The 18,279-nt window shown below is 46.1% G+C and carries 15 protein-coding genes; 8 read left to right on the top strand and 7 right to left on the bottom strand.

The features are described from left to right. Nucleotides 1–214 precede the first annotated feature (214 nt). Entirely contained in the window at nucleotides 215–1,135 is a 921-nt protein-coding gene (locus AC4PM4_RS16215) for a hypothetical protein (protein ID WP_491614039.1), read from the top strand. A 154-nt stretch (nucleotides 1,136–1,289) separates the two neighbouring features. Here the strand turns inward: AC4PM4_RS16215 and AC4PM4_RS16210 are convergent, their stop codons facing one another. Then, on the bottom strand, nucleotides 1,290–2,204 hold the full coding sequence (locus AC4PM4_RS16210) for an AraC family transcriptional regulator (protein WP_072732347.1): 915 nt from the start codon (nucleotides 2,202–2,204) through the stop codon (nucleotides 1,290–1,292). Between the two features lie 172 nt (nucleotides 2,205–2,376). On the opposite strand from AC4PM4_RS16210, the gene yicI reads away from it, so the two are divergent. The 4 genes from yicI (at nucleotide 2,377) to bcbE (ending at nucleotide 10,260) form a co-directional block, all read left to right on the top strand. Continuing rightward, nucleotides 2,377–4,695, top strand: a complete 2,319-nt coding sequence (gene yicI / locus AC4PM4_RS16205) for an alpha-xylosidase (RefSeq protein ID WP_274570422.1) — start codon at nucleotides 2,377–2,379, stop codon at nucleotides 4,693–4,695. Between the two features lie 141 nt (nucleotides 4,696–4,836). Then, entirely contained in the window at nucleotides 4,837–5,853 is a 1,017-nt protein-coding gene (locus AC4PM4_RS16200) for a phosphotransferase family protein (protein WP_491614038.1), read from the top strand. Nucleotides 5,854–5,868: 15 nt separating this feature from the next. Beyond that, complete coding sequence (locus tag AC4PM4_RS16195) at nucleotides 5,869–8,781, top strand: glycoside hydrolase family 3 C-terminal domain-containing protein (protein WP_491614036.1); 2,913 nt, start codon at nucleotides 5,869–5,871, stop codon at nucleotides 8,779–8,781. A 177-nt stretch (nucleotides 8,782–8,958) separates the two neighbouring features. Next, nucleotides 8,959–10,260 (top strand): bacillibactin exporter BcbE, encoded by a 1,302-nt coding sequence (bcbE, locus tag AC4PM4_RS16190; protein WP_072732351.1) that lies wholly within the window; start codon nucleotides 8,959–8,961, stop codon nucleotides 10,258–10,260. Nucleotides 10,261–10,354: 94 nt separating this feature from the next. Here bcbE and AC4PM4_RS16185 read toward each other — a convergent pair whose 3' ends face one another. After that, nucleotides 10,355–11,677: an MFS transporter gene (locus AC4PM4_RS16185; protein WP_072732352.1), complete on the bottom strand. Its 1,323-nt coding sequence runs from the start codon at nucleotides 11,675–11,677 to the stop codon at nucleotides 10,355–10,357. Between the two features lie 31 nt (nucleotides 11,678–11,708). Next, complete coding sequence (locus AC4PM4_RS16180) at nucleotides 11,709–12,137, bottom strand: MarR family winged helix-turn-helix transcriptional regulator (protein ID WP_063564711.1); 429 nt, start codon at nucleotides 12,135–12,137, stop codon at nucleotides 11,709–11,711. 299 nt (nucleotides 12,138–12,436) lie between these two features. Here AC4PM4_RS16180 and AC4PM4_RS16175 point away from each other — a divergent pair, with 299 nt between their 5' ends. Continuing rightward, nucleotides 12,437–12,910 carry an RbsD/FucU family protein gene (locus tag AC4PM4_RS16175; protein ID WP_063564710.1) on the top strand — a complete coding sequence of 158 codons (474 nt, stop codon included), beginning with the start codon at nucleotides 12,437–12,439 and terminating at the stop codon, nucleotides 12,908–12,910. An 8-nt stretch (nucleotides 12,911–12,918) separates the two neighbouring features. Here AC4PM4_RS16175 and AC4PM4_RS16170 read toward each other — a convergent pair whose 3' ends face one another. The 4 genes from AC4PM4_RS16170 to AC4PM4_RS16155 are packed head-to-tail and all read right to left on the bottom strand — an operon-like array spanning nucleotide 12,919 to nucleotide 16,895. Continuing rightward, on the bottom strand, nucleotides 12,919–14,037 hold the full coding sequence (locus AC4PM4_RS16170; RefSeq protein ID WP_063564709.1) for a GerAB/ArcD/ProY family transporter: 1,119 nt from the start codon (nucleotides 14,035–14,037) through the stop codon (nucleotides 12,919–12,921). 14 nt (nucleotides 14,038–14,051) lie between these two features. Next, nucleotides 14,052–14,258, bottom strand: a complete 207-nt coding sequence (locus AC4PM4_RS16165) for a hypothetical protein (RefSeq protein WP_063564708.1) — start codon at nucleotides 14,256–14,258, stop codon at nucleotides 14,052–14,054. A 43-nt stretch (nucleotides 14,259–14,301) separates the two neighbouring features. Then, nucleotides 14,302–15,453, bottom strand: coding sequence for a Ger(x)C family spore germination protein (locus AC4PM4_RS16160; protein WP_072732353.1), 1,152 nt, complete (start codon nucleotides 15,451–15,453; stop codon nucleotides 14,302–14,304). Then, nucleotides 15,450–16,895 carry a spore germination protein gene (locus AC4PM4_RS16155; protein ID WP_063564706.1) on the bottom strand — a complete coding sequence of 482 codons (1,446 nt, stop codon included), beginning with the start codon at nucleotides 16,893–16,895 and terminating at the stop codon, nucleotides 15,450–15,452. The genes AC4PM4_RS16160 and AC4PM4_RS16155 overlap by 4 nt, the downstream gene beginning before the upstream one ends. Nucleotides 16,896–17,103: 208 nt before the next feature. Here AC4PM4_RS16155 and AC4PM4_RS16150 point away from each other — a divergent pair, with 208 nt between their 5' ends. Next, nucleotides 17,104–17,601, top strand: coding sequence for a GNAT family N-acetyltransferase (locus tag AC4PM4_RS16150; RefSeq protein ID WP_090805299.1), 498 nt, complete (start codon nucleotides 17,104–17,106; stop codon nucleotides 17,599–17,601). A 53-nt stretch (nucleotides 17,602–17,654) separates the two neighbouring features. After that, nucleotides 17,655–18,275 (top strand): TraX family protein, encoded by a 621-nt coding sequence (locus AC4PM4_RS16145; protein WP_240321372.1) that lies wholly within the window; start codon nucleotides 17,655–17,657, stop codon nucleotides 18,273–18,275. Nucleotides 18,276–18,279: the final 4 nt, after the last annotated feature.

The raw sequence follows: 18,279 nt of genomic DNA, 5'->3' as shown, positions 1-18,279 counted from the left end.
TAAATGAGACTTTAGAACTATAAATACAGAAGTGTGAATACCCGAAATAATGTTATATGATTCTTTCGTCGTGAGTCTAAGAGATGATGTTGCATATAAAAGCAATGTAAATAGTCGTACATCGAAATCGTATCCAATGAATGAATATAAAACGACAGAATTTCATCGAGATTTGCACGTTAGAGCTGCATAACTTCAAAGGGAGTGTACAAATATGAAAAGCAAAAAGAGATACCAATTCATTTTGTTAATTAGTTGTTTCATGCTGTTTACGGGAAATACTTATGTTTGCAAAGCCACTGCACTTGGCTCAGTCGACAGTTATGAAACCATCCATGGAACGGTACAGGGAACCGTAAGAGCAACCTGGGTATGGGACACGACGCAGATTCAAAGTAACCCTCAGCTAGTGCTGAAGTTTGCCACAACGAACAAAATCAATACGATCTACCTACAAATGAATCGGGATGTAAAGCTTCCGTACTATACGGATTTCATTCGTAAGGCCAGAGAGAAAAATATTGCCGTAGACGTTATGGATGGAAGACCTGCTTGGGGACTGACGGAGAGCCGGGATCAAATTGCAGATTTTCTGGACTGGGTTGAAGCGTATCAAAATCAAGTAGAGCCCAATGAGAAGTTTGCCGGCATCCATTTGGACATTGAACCTCATGTACATCCAGAGTGGAAAACCAATCAAGCCAGTGTGATTACGCAGTGGCAGGGGAACGTTCAATACATTGTCGATCGAGCCGCACGGATGAAGATGCCTGTTGCCGCTGACCTGCCTTTCTGGCTGGATGGTTATAAAATTCCGGGTTCCACGATGAATGTAAGCAGCTGGATGATCCGCAAGTTTGACTCGATTACCATTATGGCTTACCGGGATACCGCTGCGGCCATCTATAATGTAGCGAAGGATGAGCTTGAGGAAGCGTCACTTTTGGGTAAAACGGTATCGATCGCCGTGGAGACCAAGCAAAGCAAGGAAGGCGATTTTATTACCTTTTATGAAGAGGGTACAGCGTATATGGAGGCACAGCTTAAGCTGGTCGAGAAAATGGCAAGTGTGCACTCGTCCTTTAACGGATTCTCTGTGCATGAGTACAGCTCATGGGAGACTTTGAAAAAGTAAAATGGAATTCCATTCATCAGAATGATAAAGAAGGTGCTTACGACCGAACAGGTTGTAGCACCTTCTTTGCATCTTCTATCTGAAATATAAGTGGAGAGCATTGAACAATCGTCAATTCAATGTGCTGAGTACCGCACCGGATAGGAGTTTAAGCTTAGACCAGTGCAGGTTCCATCGCCACTTTCTCATAAAACATTTTGCGATATTGGGACGGGGTAATATTCTTGTGTTTCTTGAATGTTGTAATGAAGTAGCTCAAATGCTCGAACCCAACGTCCATGGCAATATCCACAATTTTGTGATCGGTATTCTCAAGCTGAACACAGGCCTGCTGGATGCGATAATAGTTGATATAGTCGACCGGACTTTTCTGCACCATCTGTTTGAAAAAGCGGCAAAAATGTCCTTCGCTCATGTTGGCCTCATCTGCCAGTTCTTTTAACTTGAGTGGTTCGGGGTAACGATTGTGAATATAGCTTAGAACTGATTTCAGGCGCTCCACTTTATCGTGGCTGCCTGACGGAACGGTCCCTTTGAGTGCAGCAGGTCTCATATGTTCAAACATTTGTGCAAATATTAAATAGAGGTAAGCTTTGGTTGTCATCTCGCAGGTTGGTGTGCCAGTGGCATGATCGGCGAAAATTCGTTTCAAATGAAAAATGATTTCTTGCCCCCACGCTTCATCGGTTTGGATATGGTAAGGGGGAAGAACAGTTTTGTGCACTAGCGGGCCAATGAACTTCTCCTGTACGGCATCAAACGTCCGACTGCCTAACAGCTCCGGATTAAATACAATGGATGAAAAAACACAGGGGACATCGCCTTTCAGGTAGCCTGCGTGAATTTCCCCCCGATTAATAAAGATGGCTTCTCCCGCCTGAACCTCTACCGTATTCATATCAATTTGAAAAACAGCACTGCCCTGTGTCACCATGGTGAACTCCATCTCGTCATGCCAATGGCAATCGAGAATGCTGTCGCCATTCAATTGTTGAATATCCGGGTACACACTGACTGGATACATGGCATTGCCGTGAATCCGGTCTTCCCGTAATCGTTCACGTTCCATATGTGAATCTCCTTTTGCATCATTATTAATGTAAACGTTCCCATAGATTGGTGGTGTTTATAAAGAATCGGATAAGAAATATCAGAATCGTGATATATTTGGTCAAAATATGAGAAGAAATTCGTTATTAATGTCAATATTATTATAGTATAACCGAAGGGGGAAAGAAAACATGAAATTTACTGATGGATTCTGGATGACTCGTGAAGGGTACCACGTTCAAAACCCGACTGACATTCGTGATATTGTGCAAAAAGAGGATTCTTTAACCGTACATGCGGCTACTAAATATATTCGTACCAAAGGCGACACGTTGAACGGTACATTACTTAAAGCAACATACAGCTCCCCTATGCCTAACGTTATTCGCGTAACCTTGAATCACCATAAGGGCAGAGTGAAAAAAGGGCCTGAATTTGAGCTTAACCATCAAGATGTGAAAGTAGACATCTCGAAAAATGAACAAGGCGCTGTTTTGAAAAGCGGCAATCTGGAAGTTCAAATCGACAAAACGAACGGTTGGGACGTCAGCTTCCTGTATGGAGGAAAACGGATTACAGGTAGCGGTCAAAGAGCGGCTGGTTATATTACTGGTCCAAGTAAGGAAGCGTACTTCCGCGAGCAGCTTGATCTTGGCATTGGTGAATACGTTTACGGACTCGGTGAGCGCTTTACGCCGTTTGTTAAGAATGGCCAAGTGGTGGACACTTGGAATGAGGACGGCGGTACTAGCAGTGAGCAGTCATATAAGAACATTCCTTTCTACTTGTCCAACAAAGGATATGGCGTATTTGTAAACCATCCTGAACGCGTATCGTATGAGATTGCATCTGAGAATGTATCTAAAGTGCAGTTCAGCGTAGAAGGCGAGACTTTGGAATACTTCATTATCGGTGGGGACAATCCAAAGGATGTACTTGATAATTATACGAAATTAACAGGTAAACCAGCGCTTCCACCGGCATGGACGTTTGGTCTGTGGCTGACAACATCATTCACAACGGATTATGATGAAGCAACGGTTAACCATTTCGTAGATGGCATGGCTGAACGTGATCTTCCGCTTTCTGTATTCCATTTTGACTGCTTCTGGATGAAGGAATACCAATGGTCTGATTTCGTATGGGATGAAGCGATGTTCCCAGATCCGGAAGGTATGCTTGCACGTCTGAAAGAAAAAGGACTCAAAATCTGCGCGTGGATCAATCCATACATTGCAGAAAAATCCTACTTGTTCGATGAAGGTATGGAGAACGGTTATCTGGTAAAAACAGCGGATGGCAGCGTATGGCAATGGGATTTGTGGCAAGCAGGTATGGCACTGGTTGATTTCACGAACCCAGATGCTGTTAATTGGTATAAGAGCAAGCTGGAAGTCCTGCTTGATCAAGGTGTTGATTCATTCAAAACAGACTTCGGTGAAAGAATTCCGACAGATGTCGTGTACTTCGATGGCTCTGATCCGGTTAAAATGCACAACTATTATACACAGCTCTATAACAAAGCTGTATTTGAATTGCTGGAAGATAAGATTGGCAAAAACGAAGCTGCCCTGTTTGCACGCTCTGCAACAGCAGGTGGTCAACAGTTCCCGGTTCACTGGGGCGGAGATTGCTCTTCTACTTATGAATCCATGGCTGAATCACTTCGAGGCGGCCTCTCACTTGGACTTTCCGGTTTCGGATTCTGGAGCCATGATATTAGCGGCTTTGAAAGTACAGCGACCCCTGACGTATACAAACGCTGGGTACAATTCGGACTTTTATCTTCTCACAGCCGCCTACACGGAAGCACTTCGTATCGTGTGCCTTGGCTGTTTGACGAGGAATCCGTGGACGTTGTTCGTGACTTCACCAAACTCAAAATCAGCCTGATGCCGTATCTTTACAATTCTGCGGTCGAGTCGACTGTGAAAGGTATTCCGATGATGCGCGCTATGCTGCTTGATTTCCCAGAGGATCCAACAACATACAGCCTGGATACACAATACATGTTTGGTGATTCGATCCTGGTGGCTCCAATCTTCAACAAGGAGGGTGATGTTCGTTATTACCTGCCTGAAGGTACATGGACCAACTATCTGACAGGTGCCAAAGTTGAAGGTGGACGTTGGATTAGCGAAAACCATGACTTCAAAACACTGCCAATGATGGTTAAGCCAAACAGCCTAATTGCTGTTGGTGCTGTGGATAGCAAACCGGATTATGACTTTGCGGACAATGTGTCCCTTCACTTGTTCGAACTGGCTGACAGCAACTCCGCTCAAGCGGTGGTTGTAAACCAAAGTGGTGAGCAGGAGCTGGTTGTTAACGTATCACGTAACGGTTCTGTTCTGGAAGTTCGTGCTGAAGGTGCAGGCAAACCATGGAATCTCGTGCTGCGTGGCATTGAGAGTGTATCCGGCGTAGAGGGTGGTTCCCAAATGTCTGGTGCAAATGGTGTTGTCGTTACGGCAGCAGCAGGTGCTAGCTCGCTTACAATTCAACTGTAATGTTTATTGGATGAACAGAAGGACGGTACCGCAAGGTGCCGTCTGTTTGTCTACTGTCGTGCCATGGAAGTATGGTTCTAACAAAGAAATGGTAGTATCATTTAGTTGCTAGCGACAGATAAAGATAGGGGATTATATCAAATGAGTACAACGAATTCAGGTTTACACCAAACCATTACAGCAGAGATGCTGCATCAGTTGGTAGAAAACACTTTTGGAACCGCTACCATTGTGAAGAGTTTTGCACTTTTACAGGGTGGACTTTTTAATACAACGTATCGAATTCAGCTTGAACATGCGTCGTACACGGATGTGATCTTACGTTTGGCTCCAGAGCGTGTAGAATTTCCATTGGGCTCTGCTGGAGATCCGTTATTTTCATTTGAACGGACGATGATGTCTGCTGAACCTGTCGTTTATGAATATTACCGTAAAGCAGGCATTCCCGCTCCAAACATTATTGCCTGTAATGACAGTGGATCGATCATTCCGAGAACCTACATGTTTATGGAGTTTATCCCCAGTAATCAATTGGATCATCCATCGATCTCGGAGTCAGATAAAGAGCGATTATATCATCAGCTCGGCGCTTATACCGCTGTCATGCATCAGATTGAGGGTGCATCGTTTGGCTGGCCGCAAGGGGATGGGACGATTAAAGGCTCGGATCATTGGTCCGAGGTGCTGCACTCTTTTGCAGAAGAGACGGCACTCAAAGCTTCACAAGCCGGGTATATGCCAGGTGTGGGAGAAGAAATCTCAGATATGTTCATAACCAATAAGGATTTATTTGATCAGGTGACTGTTCCGGTTCTTGTTCATAATGATCTGTGGGAAGCCAACGTGCTTGTTCATGAGGAGAACGGGCAACTAAACATAGCCGCCATCATTGATGGGGATCGTTCCATGTTTGCGGACAGGGCGTTTGAGGCGATTTTATCGACAGAATCATCAGCTGGTTTTCATGAAGGTTATGGCCGGCCACAGGATATGTCCGATGAGGGACAGGCACGCCTTCTTGCCTATCGCATACTTTCCTCTTACTTTAACGCATATGTGCATGAACATCAGGTGGATCAGCCGGAGGCAGGACAGAAGTATCGTGAGCGTACACTGGATCTATTGAAAGAATGGAAGAGACTCAAACTTAACGAATAAGTAGGAGGGTTTAGTATGAAAGAGTATATGCAATATCCGATGTGGGACGCAACATTACCTTTGGAAGAACGATTGAATGACTTGATTGCGCGTCTGACAACGGAGGAGAAAATCCGATTAATTCCTACACGCGAAGCCGCAGTACCCCGATTGGGAATACCCGGTTACAATGTGGGAGGCGAAGCGGCTCACGGGGTTGCCTGGATAGGTGAAGCTACCGTTTTCCCGCAGCCACTCGGTCTGTCGAGCACCTGGAACACCAAGCTCATGCGCGAAATTGGTTCCGTCATCGGAGATGAAGCCAGATCATACCACCATCGTGCACCGGAGCGTCACGGCTTGACCTTATGGGCGCCAACTGTCGATCTGGAACGTGATCCCCGTTGGGGGAGAACGGAAGAAGGATATGGTGAGGACCCCGTACTGACAGGTGAAATGTCGGCAGCTCTTGTGAAGGGTATGCAGGGTAATCATTCTTTCTATCTTAAAATGGTAGCGACGTTGAAGCACTTTTTTGCCAACAATAACGAGAAGGATCGGTTGAATTGTTCATCCAGCATCGATCCGCGGAACTTGCGTGAATATTATTTAAAAGCATTCGAGACGCCTTTCGTAGAAGGCGGGGCCTTTTCCATGATGACAGCCTACAATTCGATCAACGGCACACCCGCTATTGAAAGTCCATATGTGAATGATGTGGTCAAGGGTGAGTGGGCTATGCCTGGATTTATCGTGTGTGACGGGGGAGATTTGTCCCAGACGGTCAATTATCACGGTTATCATGCTACGCATGCGGAATCGGCAGCAGGGGCTATAAAGGCAGGTATGGACTGTCTGACGGACGATGTTGACTTGGTGGTATCTGCCTTGGAAGAGGCGCTTGAGCGTAACTTGCTGGAGGTCGAGGATCTTGACCGGGCCATTCGTAATATTTTTGGCGTGCGAATGCGGCTTGGACAACTGGATCAGACGGGACTTAACCCGTATGCTTCGATATCGGAATCTGTATTGTGTGCGCCTGAACATGCCAAATTAAGTTATAGAGCAGCAGCCGAGTCTATCGTTTTACTCAAAAATGACGGACTGCTTCCTCTCCAATCGGAAAGATTGCAGAAGGTTAGCGTAATCGGTCCCCTCGCGGATGTGGTCTATACCGATTGGTATAGCGGCACACTGCCTTATCGTGTTACCGTTTTGGAAGGACTACGCAAGCAGCTTGCTGGAGCTGAAATATCTTTTGCAGATGGGAATGATCGCATCAGCCTGAAGACAGCCAATGGAAAGGTGATCACGCTCGGTGCTGAAGGAAAGCTTGTAGCCGTGCCGGAAGGTAGTGCGGAGGCCGCTGAGTTCATCCATCAGGACTGGGGCTGGGGAAGTCATACGCTTCGCAGTGTGAAAAATAATCGCTATGTTTCGTTAACCGAACAGGGCATCTATCAGGCGAATGCGTCGGAGATTGGTGGCTGGTTCGTCAAGGAAGTGGTACAGATTGATTCACAAGCGGATGGAACCAGCACGTTGCGTACGTGGAACGGACTGCCACTGAGGCTGGATGAACATCAGGGGCAACTGGTGCTGTCCCCAACGCCGGAACAAAAAGACGAGGACTTGAGTTCATCTGGTAATCCGGATGCCGTAGAAGGGAAGCAGAAACCTCCTGTGTTCAAGCTGGACATTGTTGCTAACGGAATAGAGCAGGCGAAAAAAGCTGCTCAGAATAGTGACGTTTCTATCGTTGTTGTAGGTAATAGTCCATATATTAACGGCAAAGAGGAGATCGATCGCCCAAGTCTGCTGCTTCCGCCTGAGCAGGCCCGACTGGTAAGAGAAATCTGCCAAGTGAACCCGAATACGGTCGTTGTCATTGTTGGCAGTTATCCATTTGCACTGCAAGAGTTAAAAGACGTGGCTCCGGCAATCGTATACCTGACGCACGCAGGCCAGGAACTGGGGAATGCGGTTGCGGATGTTCTGCTCGGAAATTATGCTCCTGCTGGTAGACTGAACATGACATGGTATGAGGATGAATCACAGCTGCCAGACATCATGGATTACGACATTATTCATAACGGTACAACCTATATGTATCTTGAAGGTCCAGTCCTGTATCCCTTTGGTCATGGGTTGACCTATTCGGAATTTGAATATAAGTCGATTCGAGTGGAGCGGGCACAGGGATCTTCTGGAGATGATGTGCTGAAGATTGAAGTGCAGGTCGAGAACAAAGGGGCACGTGCCAGCGATGAAGTGGTGCAGCTGTACGGGCACGCCCAAACTTCACGGGTAAAGCGACCACAACGTCAGTTGATCGCTTTCCGACGTATTCATCTTGCTTCTGGCGCAGTGGAAACTCTATCTTTCGAAATTCCTGTTCAGAAACTGGCCTTCTGGGATGTAACTCGAGACAAATATTGTCTTGAATCCGCCGCCTGGTCGATCATGGCTGGACGTTCCTCAGCAGATATTCGTCAGACCGCAGAAATTCTCATCGAGGGTGAAACTATTCCTGCACGCGCGCTGAATCTGCCTACATTTGCGGAAAATTACGATGCATATGCAGGCGTTCTGTTGGATGAGTGTCTGGAAGGGCGTTCAGCCGTCCGAGCCATTGCTTCAGGCGAACCGCTGTATCATGAAGGTCGTTCTTCCTGGATTTCATTCCACGACAATGTTTTCCGGCAAGCTAGTGCGTTTGAGGGTCGGGTGGCAGCCTTCGGAGAGGGTGGCGAATTGGAGATTCGGGCGGAAGGTCCGGAAGGCCCACTGCTCGGCACTTGTGTCGTTCCTGGTCCCGCTGGAACAGTCAACGGGAAGAATCTTCAGTGGAGCACAGTTCGCTGTTCCCTGAAGGGAGAGCGTGAGATTGACCAGCTCTGCATTGTTTTCAGGGGCGGTGCAGCCCTTCAGCAATTTGTGTTGAAATAAGTTGATTTGTTGATCTTCATAATGCATGGCCAAAAGGCTGTCCTGGCACTGAATTTAGTGCGACAGCCTTTTTGCGCTGTTATCCCCAGTGACCTTTTTTACATAGGCCGTATATTCAACTGCAGAACAACCCACAATAACGTTGTTGTTTTCTGATTCTGTAAAGGTGGTTGAGGTATGAAAGATAAAAAGTGGGACCTCGTCGCACTCGCTTCCATCCCGGTTATTATGACACTGGGTAACTCTATGCTGATCCCCATCCTTCCGCAGATTGAGCGTGAATTGAAAGTGTCCTCATTCAAGGTCAGCATGTTAATTACGGTTTATGCGGTCGTCGCAATCCTGCTCATTCCACTTGCAGGATATCTGTCGGATCGATTCGGCAGGAAAGCCGTTATTATCCCCAGTCTCATCATTGCAGCCGCAGGAGGCGCGGTAGCAGGAGGAGCAGCCTGGATGCTAGATGGAAATGTGGCATACTGGAGTATTCTCGGTGGCAGACTTTTGCAAGGGATAGGAGCAGCAGGGGCTTTCCCGATTGTCATTCCATTGGTGGGTGATATGTTCGATGATGAAAACGAGGTAAGTAAAAGCCTTGGCATTATTGAAACCTCGAATACCTTCGGCAAGGTACTAAGTCCGATTTTGGGTGCAGCTTTGGCTGTATGGATTTGGTATTTGCCTTTTATGGCTATTCCGGTACTTTGTGTGCTTTCATTGGTTCTGGTTATTTTCCTGGTGAAAACACCCAAGAGGAAGGAAGAACCAAAGAGCTTTCCCGAATTTGTTGCTTCCATCCGCAGTGTGCTGAAAGAAAAGGGCCGCTGGCTGTATGCGATTTTTGCGATTGGCGGTATTTGCATGTTTGTTCTCTTTGGTGTGCTCTTTTATCTATCGGAGACGTTGGAATCGGAGTTCAAATTAAAGGGTGTACTTAAAGGACTTGTACTTGCTATACCACTGGCAGCCTTGTGTCTGGCGTCTTTCTTTGCTGGAAAATGGATAGGAAAGAACAAGACACGGATGAAATGGCTTGGTTTTATCGGACTTGCTGTTTTAACTGTATCTCTTGGCGTGATCGGGCTTTTTGACAACATTTATGTAGTTGTTGGTTTGTTCACCCTTGGTGGAGCGGGAATAGGCGCTACACTGCCATGTCTGGATGCTATGGTTACTGAAGGGGTGGACAAGGAACAACGCGGCACCATCACGGCGTTATTCAGCAGCATGCGTTTTATCGGTGTGTCTCTCGGTCCTCCTGTCGTGTCATTGTTGATCTCTTCCCACCATTTCCTTCTGTTTGGTATTCTCGCCGCGTCGGGGGCGGTGGGAGGACTACTCACGTTATTGGCAGTCAAGCCAGATAAGGGAAATCAGCCCACATCAGGCAGTGGTCAAAATCAACGTGAACGTGATTATGATGAAGTGAAACAGCCCAGTGGTTATCTGCCGGGGCGGAGAAAGAAAAGTCCACTCTGAATTAAAATATAAAAACGCGTTTACTCTGAGGGATGTATCTTTCCTCACAGAGTAAACGCGTTTTAATGAATCGAAGGATAACAGTGTAGTTACATCAATTATCTTTTTGCTGAGTAGTTGTGTTCTTCTCGGTTGCAGTCTCGGTAAGCTCATGCCGATCGGAATCCTGGGCAGCGATATGTGTATGCGTCAATAACGGATGCACAGGCACCGCAAACCCTCCATTTCGTTTCCCTTGAATCAGGTATATCAGGAGGAATAGAATCATGAACACAATGGAATAACGGTACATATCGGTATAACTGGTTATGGAAGCAATAGCGCCCAGCAGAAGTGCTCCCAGAGCAATCCCCAGATCCAGCGTATTCAGAAACATGCCGTTAGCCATACCGCGCTGTGAAGGGGAGACAATCTGAATCATCCAGGTCTGCATGGAAGACTGTATTGAACCATATCCAATTCCATATAAAAATGCAGCGACAAACAAGATGGACATCGACGAAGCGTAAGAGAGCGTGATCAGTCCAGCAGCGATGAATATCGCTCCGGGAATCAGTAAGGCTTTTGGACCTTTACTGTCATAGATCCGACCTGCAAACGGTCTAACCAGCAGTACAGCGAGAGCATTAAACAAAAAGAACAGTGCAGGGTTAGCCAGGTTGGCTTCCTTTCCGTACAAAACGATGAATCCGACCAGTCCGCCATACGTGATGGACAGTAAACAATTCAGTACACTTGGCAGAATCAGTTTGCGGTTGAAAGGCGTCTTTACTTTGGTGCCTGATATCGCAGCTGTTCCAACAGGAGGTGTTGGTATCACCTCATCATTGACCCTACGAGCTTTCTTGCGTGTCAGTGAATAGCTGAGCGGATAGATGACCACAATAACACCTGCCGTACATAACATGAGTGTCATGAACCCGGCACCCTGAAGCAACGTGACCCCAATAATGGGACCCATGGACATGGCCAGACTTGTAGACAGGCCGAAATAGCCCATACCTTCACCCATCCGTTTCACAGGCACAATATCCGACGCCATAGTCGGGAAAGCCGTGCTACTCATACCGAATCCGATACCGAACACCATGCGCAGCAATAACAGGACCGCAATCCCGGCAGCAAAATAATATCCAAGTGTAGCGAGTAAGGCAACTGTCAGGCCAATATAGATCATGGCATTACGAAGACCCTTCTCCAATGCTTTGGCTGAATAGAGCCGGGCAGCAATGGCGCTAAGGGCAAAAAGACAGGTAAAGAGGCTGACTTCAAAGGCATTGGCGTGAAAACGGTCCTGCACATAAGAAGGCAGTGGGGATACAATCATGTGGAGTTGTAGAAAGAGTAGAAAGTTACATAACATGAGCAGAATAAAATCTGTGGTCCATAGTTTGACTTGCGATGATTGTGATTTCATTAGTTGTTCATTCCCCCTGGTGTAAAATTCGTTACAGGTTGCTGTTCATGAGGGAAAGAGTATGTCTAAATGCTTCCATCTGGTCTTCGGGTATACCTTCAATCAGATTTTTATTCATTTCTCTTTCGAGCGGAACAAGCTGGTCAAGCAATATCTTTCCTTCATCGGTCAAGTAGAGCAAGTAGGCTCTGCGATCCTGTTCGCTGGTCCGGCGTTCGACCCAGCCTTTCTTTTCCAACAGATCAATAATGCGGGCAGTTGTGGGCTGGTCCTTATAAACGCGATTGGCGACTTCCTTCTGGTTCACGCCTTCTCCTCTGCCGATATTGAACAGAACGGAAAACTGCTCTGTCGTAATATCATAGGGTTTGAATCGTATGGCTAGTACAGCCGACGCCTTGCGATGTGTCATGCCCAGCATGAATCCAATGGATTGATCGAGTGAATAATCGTTCCCCATATAATCCTCTCTTTCTTAAAATAAAAATAGTCTCAATTCATTTACTTGTTATAACAACTATATGCTAAACAATTAATTTTGTCAAAACGGATTTATGAATATCGGCGTCATGATAAGATCTTTTCATATGTGATTAGCAGTGGAATAATGTTTTATGTGAACATTGAAATATGCAAACGCTGGTAAATACTGATAAAATAGAAGTGCCGCTGTATCGCGGTAATTGGGCCACATGATGGTGAGGTTACGAAGACGAATCCGCTCCAGCTGATTCTGGAGCTGACTGAGGAGAGCTGAGTATGCTGAAGAACATTCCCGCAATAATACCTCCGGAACTGCTGAAGATCATGTCTGAAATGGGTCATGGAGACGAACTAGTACTGGCTGATGGCAACTTCCCCGCAGCCAGTCATGCCCAACGGTTGATTCGCTGTGATGCGCTGGGTACCGTGGAGTTACTGGATGCCATTTTAAGTTTGTATCCACTCGATACGTACGCTGAGCGGCCAGCAGCCGTTATGCAGGTCGTCAAGGGGGATCAGGTGGTGCCTATCATCTGGGAAGACTATCGCAGGCTGATCCTTGACCATGAGGGCATCACGGATGCCTTTGATCATGAAGAGCGTTTTGCTTTTTATGAGCGGGCTTCTCGCGCCTATGTCATTGTTGCAACCGGTGAACGTGCGCAGTATGCCAATTTGATTTTGAAAAAAGGTGTCATTTTTCCAGATACAGAGCCTTACCCACAAGCGAAAAAAGTTGAACTGAACTGAATCCAAACTCAAGGCGACGGGGCGGCAGAAGCCTCGCTCGCCTTTTTGCTTTTCCCAAATCGCAGCCAATAAACAACAACATATAATATAGGCATACTCTCGATAAGCACGGCATATGTAGCAATGGCGTAAGAACGAATGGCTAATTCATAGGAAGCCGCGTCTTTTGCATATTGAAGCACATAAGAAGCCGCAGTTCCGGCTAGCAAGTAAACTACCGTTTTTTCCTGCCGAACTCCGGTAAGTTTAGCAAGACAAACGGAGGCGACGTATAACAGAAACGAGCTGCGAGTAAACATGGTCGTAGACCAGATGGCAATTAGGAAAGGGTCCAGGTTATCCAGAAAATCGCCGTAACGGGCAAAACGTATCATCTCCAGCAAAGGGTAGCGAAGACTGCTGGCTTCGTAAGGTCCAAAATTCATTAACGTAAACATCCAGAACACGATAATGAATAATGCAAGCGTAGAACCTGCAAATAACATACTTCGTAGAAGCGGCCGCCTGAAAGCAATGGCAGGGGCGAGGAACAGGAACATCATCCATTCGGAAAACCAGGGCATGGTTGAAATCGAGCCTGTTAAAATTTCTTTCAGATCATGATGCGTTACCATGGCAAGCAGTACATCAGGATTCCCCCCACCCATTACAGCAGGCATGAGAAAAGTAGAGGTGAAGATTTGCACCAGAAATATCCCTTCTGATAAATAGACAATGGTAATCAAACCTGAGCGCGCTGAAAGACTAATACATAAAATAGTTACGGTTGCTGTCAGCCATATGGGTGTCTCGGGTAAATACATGGATTGCAGAAAAACGATGAAATTCTCTACGTCAACGGATATCAAATACAGGCACAGTAACACAATGAGACCGAGGAACAGCTTGTGAACGGCCTTGCCCACAATTTCTTCACCGAAATCAATCCAGGGTCGATCCGGGTAAACCGCTCCCAATCTGTATGTGAAAAAGAGAAGAATCAGACTGATCGCAAACCCGCCAAGGATGGATATCCATCCTTGATAACCGCTCATTTTGAACAAGCGCTGCAGAAGGAAAGCGATGGGTTCGGAATACAGGTAGACAAACATAAAACGGTACGCTTGTCCGGCAGACAATTTGATCATGGCGTGCTCCTTTCTTAGCCAAACAAGCGGTCTGCCCAGCCAAAGACCAGCCTGATGACATCATTGGGATTAGGCCAGCCCGGTACAGAGACAGCCAACGTATTCCACAGCAGAAATATCCCCAGCAGAATGAAATAGGCCCGTTTCATCCCTTTTTTGCTGGACTTGATCATGGGCCACTCCAGTATGTACAGTACGGCAAACAAAACAACAGCAATCATTGGTTTACCTCCTAAAGTGGCCTGAAGCTTTCCTCTGTTCCTATCAGTAGCTGGATTCCGAACCTACGAACTGGATGTTGATTTGGGCATGCACGTTAAACTGCAATTCGTTTTTGACATAATCATTCCAAACGGGACGCAACTTTTCCCAGATCTGAGGATATGCCCATTCCAGGCGATAACCGAGCATTAGAATATCGGCGTTCTTGCGTTGGCCACTCCTTATTGCGTCGGTTAGATAGGCACTCACTTTTTCATTGGCCTTTTGCTCGATCTGATTCACGCCCACAATATCTTTGACCTTGAGAATCGGAATCACGGAATTCAGTTCTGCCTGCCCCCGCAAAGTGATGTCGAAGAAAGGCTGTCCGTTGACAAGCCTGACCTTAATTTTGGAATTCATATTATAGATCGTCATGCTCGCTTTTTCTTTATCGGTTTCCACGGAAAGGGCCACGGAATCCAATTTGCGATTGGCCCAGGCTATGGTCCTTGCTTCATTCGCCGAGATTGAATCGACCATCTTCATCTGTTTGAAAAGAGCACCACCTATTTGACTGGTCCATTGCTTTCGTTTATTATCCTCACTTGCCATCGAGGTTCCTTTCGATTCCAGAAAGGGGGCGGCAAAGCCCTGATTCATTTTGTCAGCCATAAGTACACTGAGCATTTGCGTCTTTAACATGTTTTCTTGGGTTGCAAATTCTCTTAACACATCACTAGGTGTTTCCTCGAAAACGGGAGTCAGATCAGCCACGTCTCTGGCTCTGCCCTTCGCAACCATGACGTAACTGCTAAGATGGAACAAAGGTTCACGTGAGATCCATTCCATCGCATCTTGAATGCCCTCTCTGGCGTATGCCTCACCGAATACCACTACCCGTGTGTGCCCCCAGGAAATCTTTCGTGTGAGATCGGTTTGGATTTTCTCTATGGCGTCAGCGATGGTGGATGCGGTAGCTGAAACGAGAGCATATGGATTTTTTCCGGGTCCGCCCGTACCTTCCGGAGAGAGACGGTTGGGAAGTGGCATACTTAATGAAATATCGATTTCACCCGGTTTTTCACCCTTATCCACATACATGGTTGTAATAAACGTACGTTCATTTATTTCAACTTTGGACCAGCAGCCACTGCAAAGTAACACGCATACCAAAACGACACTCAGTTTGGGCATAATCATCCACGTTTTCATGTTTTTTGCCTTTTCTTATTCGCATCTTCGTAAGCTGCTGGTCGCTTCTTCATTAGGAACCAAGGCACACGAACGATAGTATCCTTGATATCACGCAGCACGAGGGGGGCAAATGGCTGCATGTATGGCACGCCAAATGAACGCAGACTAACCATATACCAATAGATCAGATAGATCGAGATCACGATACCGAACAGACCCAGCGTTCCACCCATAAACAGCACCGGAAATCGAAGCAGCCGGAAGGCCAGTCCGAGCTCGAAGTGCGGGATGATAAAGGCGGCAATACCTGTGATAGATACGACAATAACCAGTGGTGCTGAGACAATTCCAGCCTGTACAGCCGCCTGACCAATAACAATCCCACCGATAATAGACACCGTTTGGCCCAGTGGCTTCGGAATACGAATCCCCGCTTCGCGCAAACCTTCAAAGGTCACTTCCATAATGAGCGCTTCAATCAAGGCAGGGAAAGGAATGTTTTCTCTAGCAGAAGCGATCGTAATCAGCAGGTTGGTCGGAATGATTTCCGGGTGAAATGTAGTTACGGCGACATAAAAGGATGGAAGCAGGAAGGCTATAAAGGCAAACAACAGACGAATAAGTCTAATAAAGGAGGCAGAATAAAATCGTTGATAATAGTCTTCCGAAGACTGCATTAAAGAGAAAAAAGTAACCGGAATGAGCAGGGAGAACGGTGTTCCATCCTGCATGACCCCAATCCGTCCTTCAACCAGTGCAGCAGCCACCGTATCCGGTCTTTCCGTATATTGATATTGTGGAAACGGAGAGAGAGGATGGTCCTCCAGAAATTCAGATAGATAACTTACACCCAGGCTGCTATCCATATCGATATTACCAAGACTTTCCAATACATTTTCCAGAATGTCTGGCTTGCATAACCCTTGGATATATACAACGAACACCTCGGTTTTGGTGTATTTTCCAATGGTGAATTTGATCATCTTCAAATCAGGGTGTTTGATTTTGTGCCGAAGCAGAGACATGTTCACATGAATATCTTCAATGAAGGCTTCCTGAGGGCCAACAATTACAACTTCATTGGTTGATTCCGCTACGGAACGCCTTTGATAATTTTGAAGTGCAAAATGAATCATTCCCGAAATACCCTCGATATATAAGGCTGCATTACCTGACACGATATCATCCACAATTGCTTCTGGTGAATTCGAGTGGTGGCTGTTAAGGGTGAAAAATGATCCGGTCAGGACTCGGGTAATGAATTGATGATCTATTTCATTTCTCGAGGCTTCCTCAAGCAGTGGTTTGACGATGGCTTCCCGCATAGTAGGGGTATCTACAATGGACTGAATATAGATGAGTTCACAATGGAAAGGTCCAATTTGAAAAGGCTGATAGATTATGTCGGCAACACCCAACAGATTAGCTCTAACCTGTTCATAGATATTGTCTTTTTCCATTTCAGTTTCGCCTCCCTATGCTGTAATGCCGAGCCTGTAATCTGACTATAGTGTGCGACGCTTCCAATGAAATATACTTTTAAGTTTGGATTATCGAAATATATTACAAACTTTGATGCAGATGATGAATGGGGAGATCATCAGATCTGCCTTAAAATAAGAGGATGGAATGAAGTAAGTAGAGGATTTATATAGGAGTTGAGGGAAGATGGCGTATCGGATCAGACTTGCTGAGCTTAGCGATGTTAACGGAGTGGCACAGTTGTTCAATGACTATAGAATGTTTTACGATCAGCCGACAGATCTGAAGGGAGCAAGTGAATACATAAAAGAACGAATGGAACGGAATGAATCCGTTATTTTGGTTGCCGAATCGGAATTGGAGACAGAAAAGGAAGAGGAGTGCAGTTTGACGAATAAACCCTTAGCGGGTGAGTTTGGTGGATTTATACAGCTCTATCCTAGCTTTAGTTCAGTGTCCATGAGGCCAATCTGGGTACTAAATGATCTGTACGTACATGCGGATCATCGCAAGCGAGGAATTGCGCGTAAGCTGCTGGAAGCTGCACGACTATGGGGAAATGAGAGTGGGGCTGTACGAATAGTGCTCTCTACGGCGATAAGCAACAAGAAGGCTCAGGTATTATATGAGTCGGAAGGCTATACGCTGGACACCAAGTTCATGTATTATGAACTTCATATATAAGATAGACTTTGAGAAACCTGAAGTTGAGGATAAGCAGGAGGGATTAGCACAAGATGATGCAATGGATAGCCATGATTACGATGTTGATCGATCATATAGGAGCCGTCTTTTATCCACAGGTCGGTGAGCTGCGAATCATTGGTCGAATTGCTTTTCCAATCTATGCTTTTGCCGTTTATATCGGTTATAAACATACTCGCAACGTACAAAAATACATATGGCGTTTGTTCTGGATTGCAGTGATTTCTCAATTGCCGTTTATGGTGGCTTTTAATCATTTTTCGCTGAATGTGGTATGGACATTGTGGTCTGCCCTGCTTGTATTGCTTGTGCTCGATAAACTTCCGGTCCGTTTGCTGGGAATTCCGATTGTGATCGTGGCTGGTTTGGTCATGGAGATGACCCATATGGATTATGGTATGTATGGCTTACTGCTTGTATTGCTATTCCGTTACTTCCAGGGCCCAGTACTGGTAATGGCTCATTTGCTCTTAAATGTGCTGTATATTTATCTGCACAGCAGCTCTATTCAGATGTACAGCGTGATTGCTACGGCAGGAATTGCAATGGCCCAGTATTATAACGCAGGCTTCCGTCTGAAAGGTCCGCGTTGGATTTGGCGTTATTTTTATCCTGCACATTTGGCTGTCATTGCTTTGATCCGCTTGATTTGAGAAT

The sequence above is a fragment of the Paenibacillus sp. MDV22-iso6 genome, from assembly GCF_058408365.1.
Note: the sequence above shows the minus strand (reverse complement) of the source record. Positions and strands in the feature narration are given on the sequence as shown.

What these genes read in the sequence shown, in the direction of transcription:
- AC4PM4_RS16150 (WP_090805299.1), top strand. Translation starts at nt 17,104, where the DNA reads ATGGCGTATCGGATCAGACTTGCTGAGCTTAGCGATGTTAACGGAGTG.
- AC4PM4_RS16165 (WP_063564708.1), bottom strand. Translation starts at nt 14,258, where the DNA reads ATGATTGCTGTTGTTTTGTTTGCCGTACTGTACATACTGGAGTGGCCC.
- AC4PM4_RS16145 (WP_240321372.1), top strand. Translation starts at nt 17,655, where the DNA reads ATGATGCAATGGATAGCCATGATTACGATGTTGATCGATCATATAGGA.
- AC4PM4_RS16175 (WP_063564710.1), top strand. Translation starts at nt 12,437, where the DNA reads ATGCTGAAGAACATTCCCGCAATAATACCTCCGGAACTGCTGAAGATC.
- bcbE (WP_072732351.1), top strand. Translation starts at nt 8,959, where the DNA reads ATGAAAGATAAAAAGTGGGACCTCGTCGCACTCGCTTCCATCCCGGTT.
- AC4PM4_RS16160 (WP_072732353.1), bottom strand. Translation starts at nt 15,453, where the DNA reads ATGAAAACGTGGATGATTATGCCCAAACTGAGTGTCGTTTTGGTATGC.
- AC4PM4_RS16180 (WP_063564711.1), bottom strand. Translation starts at nt 12,137, where the DNA reads ATGGGGAACGATTATTCACTCGATCAATCCATTGGATTCATGCTGGGC.
- AC4PM4_RS16155 (WP_063564706.1), bottom strand. Translation starts at nt 16,895, where the DNA reads ATGGAAAAAGACAATATCTATGAACAGGTTAGAGCTAATCTGTTGGGT.
- AC4PM4_RS16200 (WP_491614038.1), top strand. Translation starts at nt 4,837, where the DNA reads ATGAGTACAACGAATTCAGGTTTACACCAAACCATTACAGCAGAGATG.
- yicI (WP_274570422.1), top strand. Translation starts at nt 2,377, where the DNA reads ATGAAATTTACTGATGGATTCTGGATGACTCGTGAAGGGTACCACGTT.
- AC4PM4_RS16215 (WP_491614039.1), top strand. Translation starts at nt 215, where the DNA reads ATGAAAAGCAAAAAGAGATACCAATTCATTTTGTTAATTAGTTGTTTC.
- AC4PM4_RS16185 (WP_072732352.1), bottom strand. Translation starts at nt 11,677, where the DNA reads ATGAAATCACAATCATCGCAAGTCAAACTATGGACCACAGATTTTATT.
- AC4PM4_RS16195 (WP_491614036.1), top strand. Translation starts at nt 5,869, where the DNA reads ATGAAAGAGTATATGCAATATCCGATGTGGGACGCAACATTACCTTTG.
- AC4PM4_RS16170 (WP_063564709.1), bottom strand. Translation starts at nt 14,037, where the DNA reads ATGATCAAATTGTCTGCCGGACAAGCGTACCGTTTTATGTTTGTCTAC.
- AC4PM4_RS16210 (WP_072732347.1), bottom strand. Translation starts at nt 2,204, where the DNA reads ATGGAACGTGAACGATTACGGGAAGACCGGATTCACGGCAATGCCATG.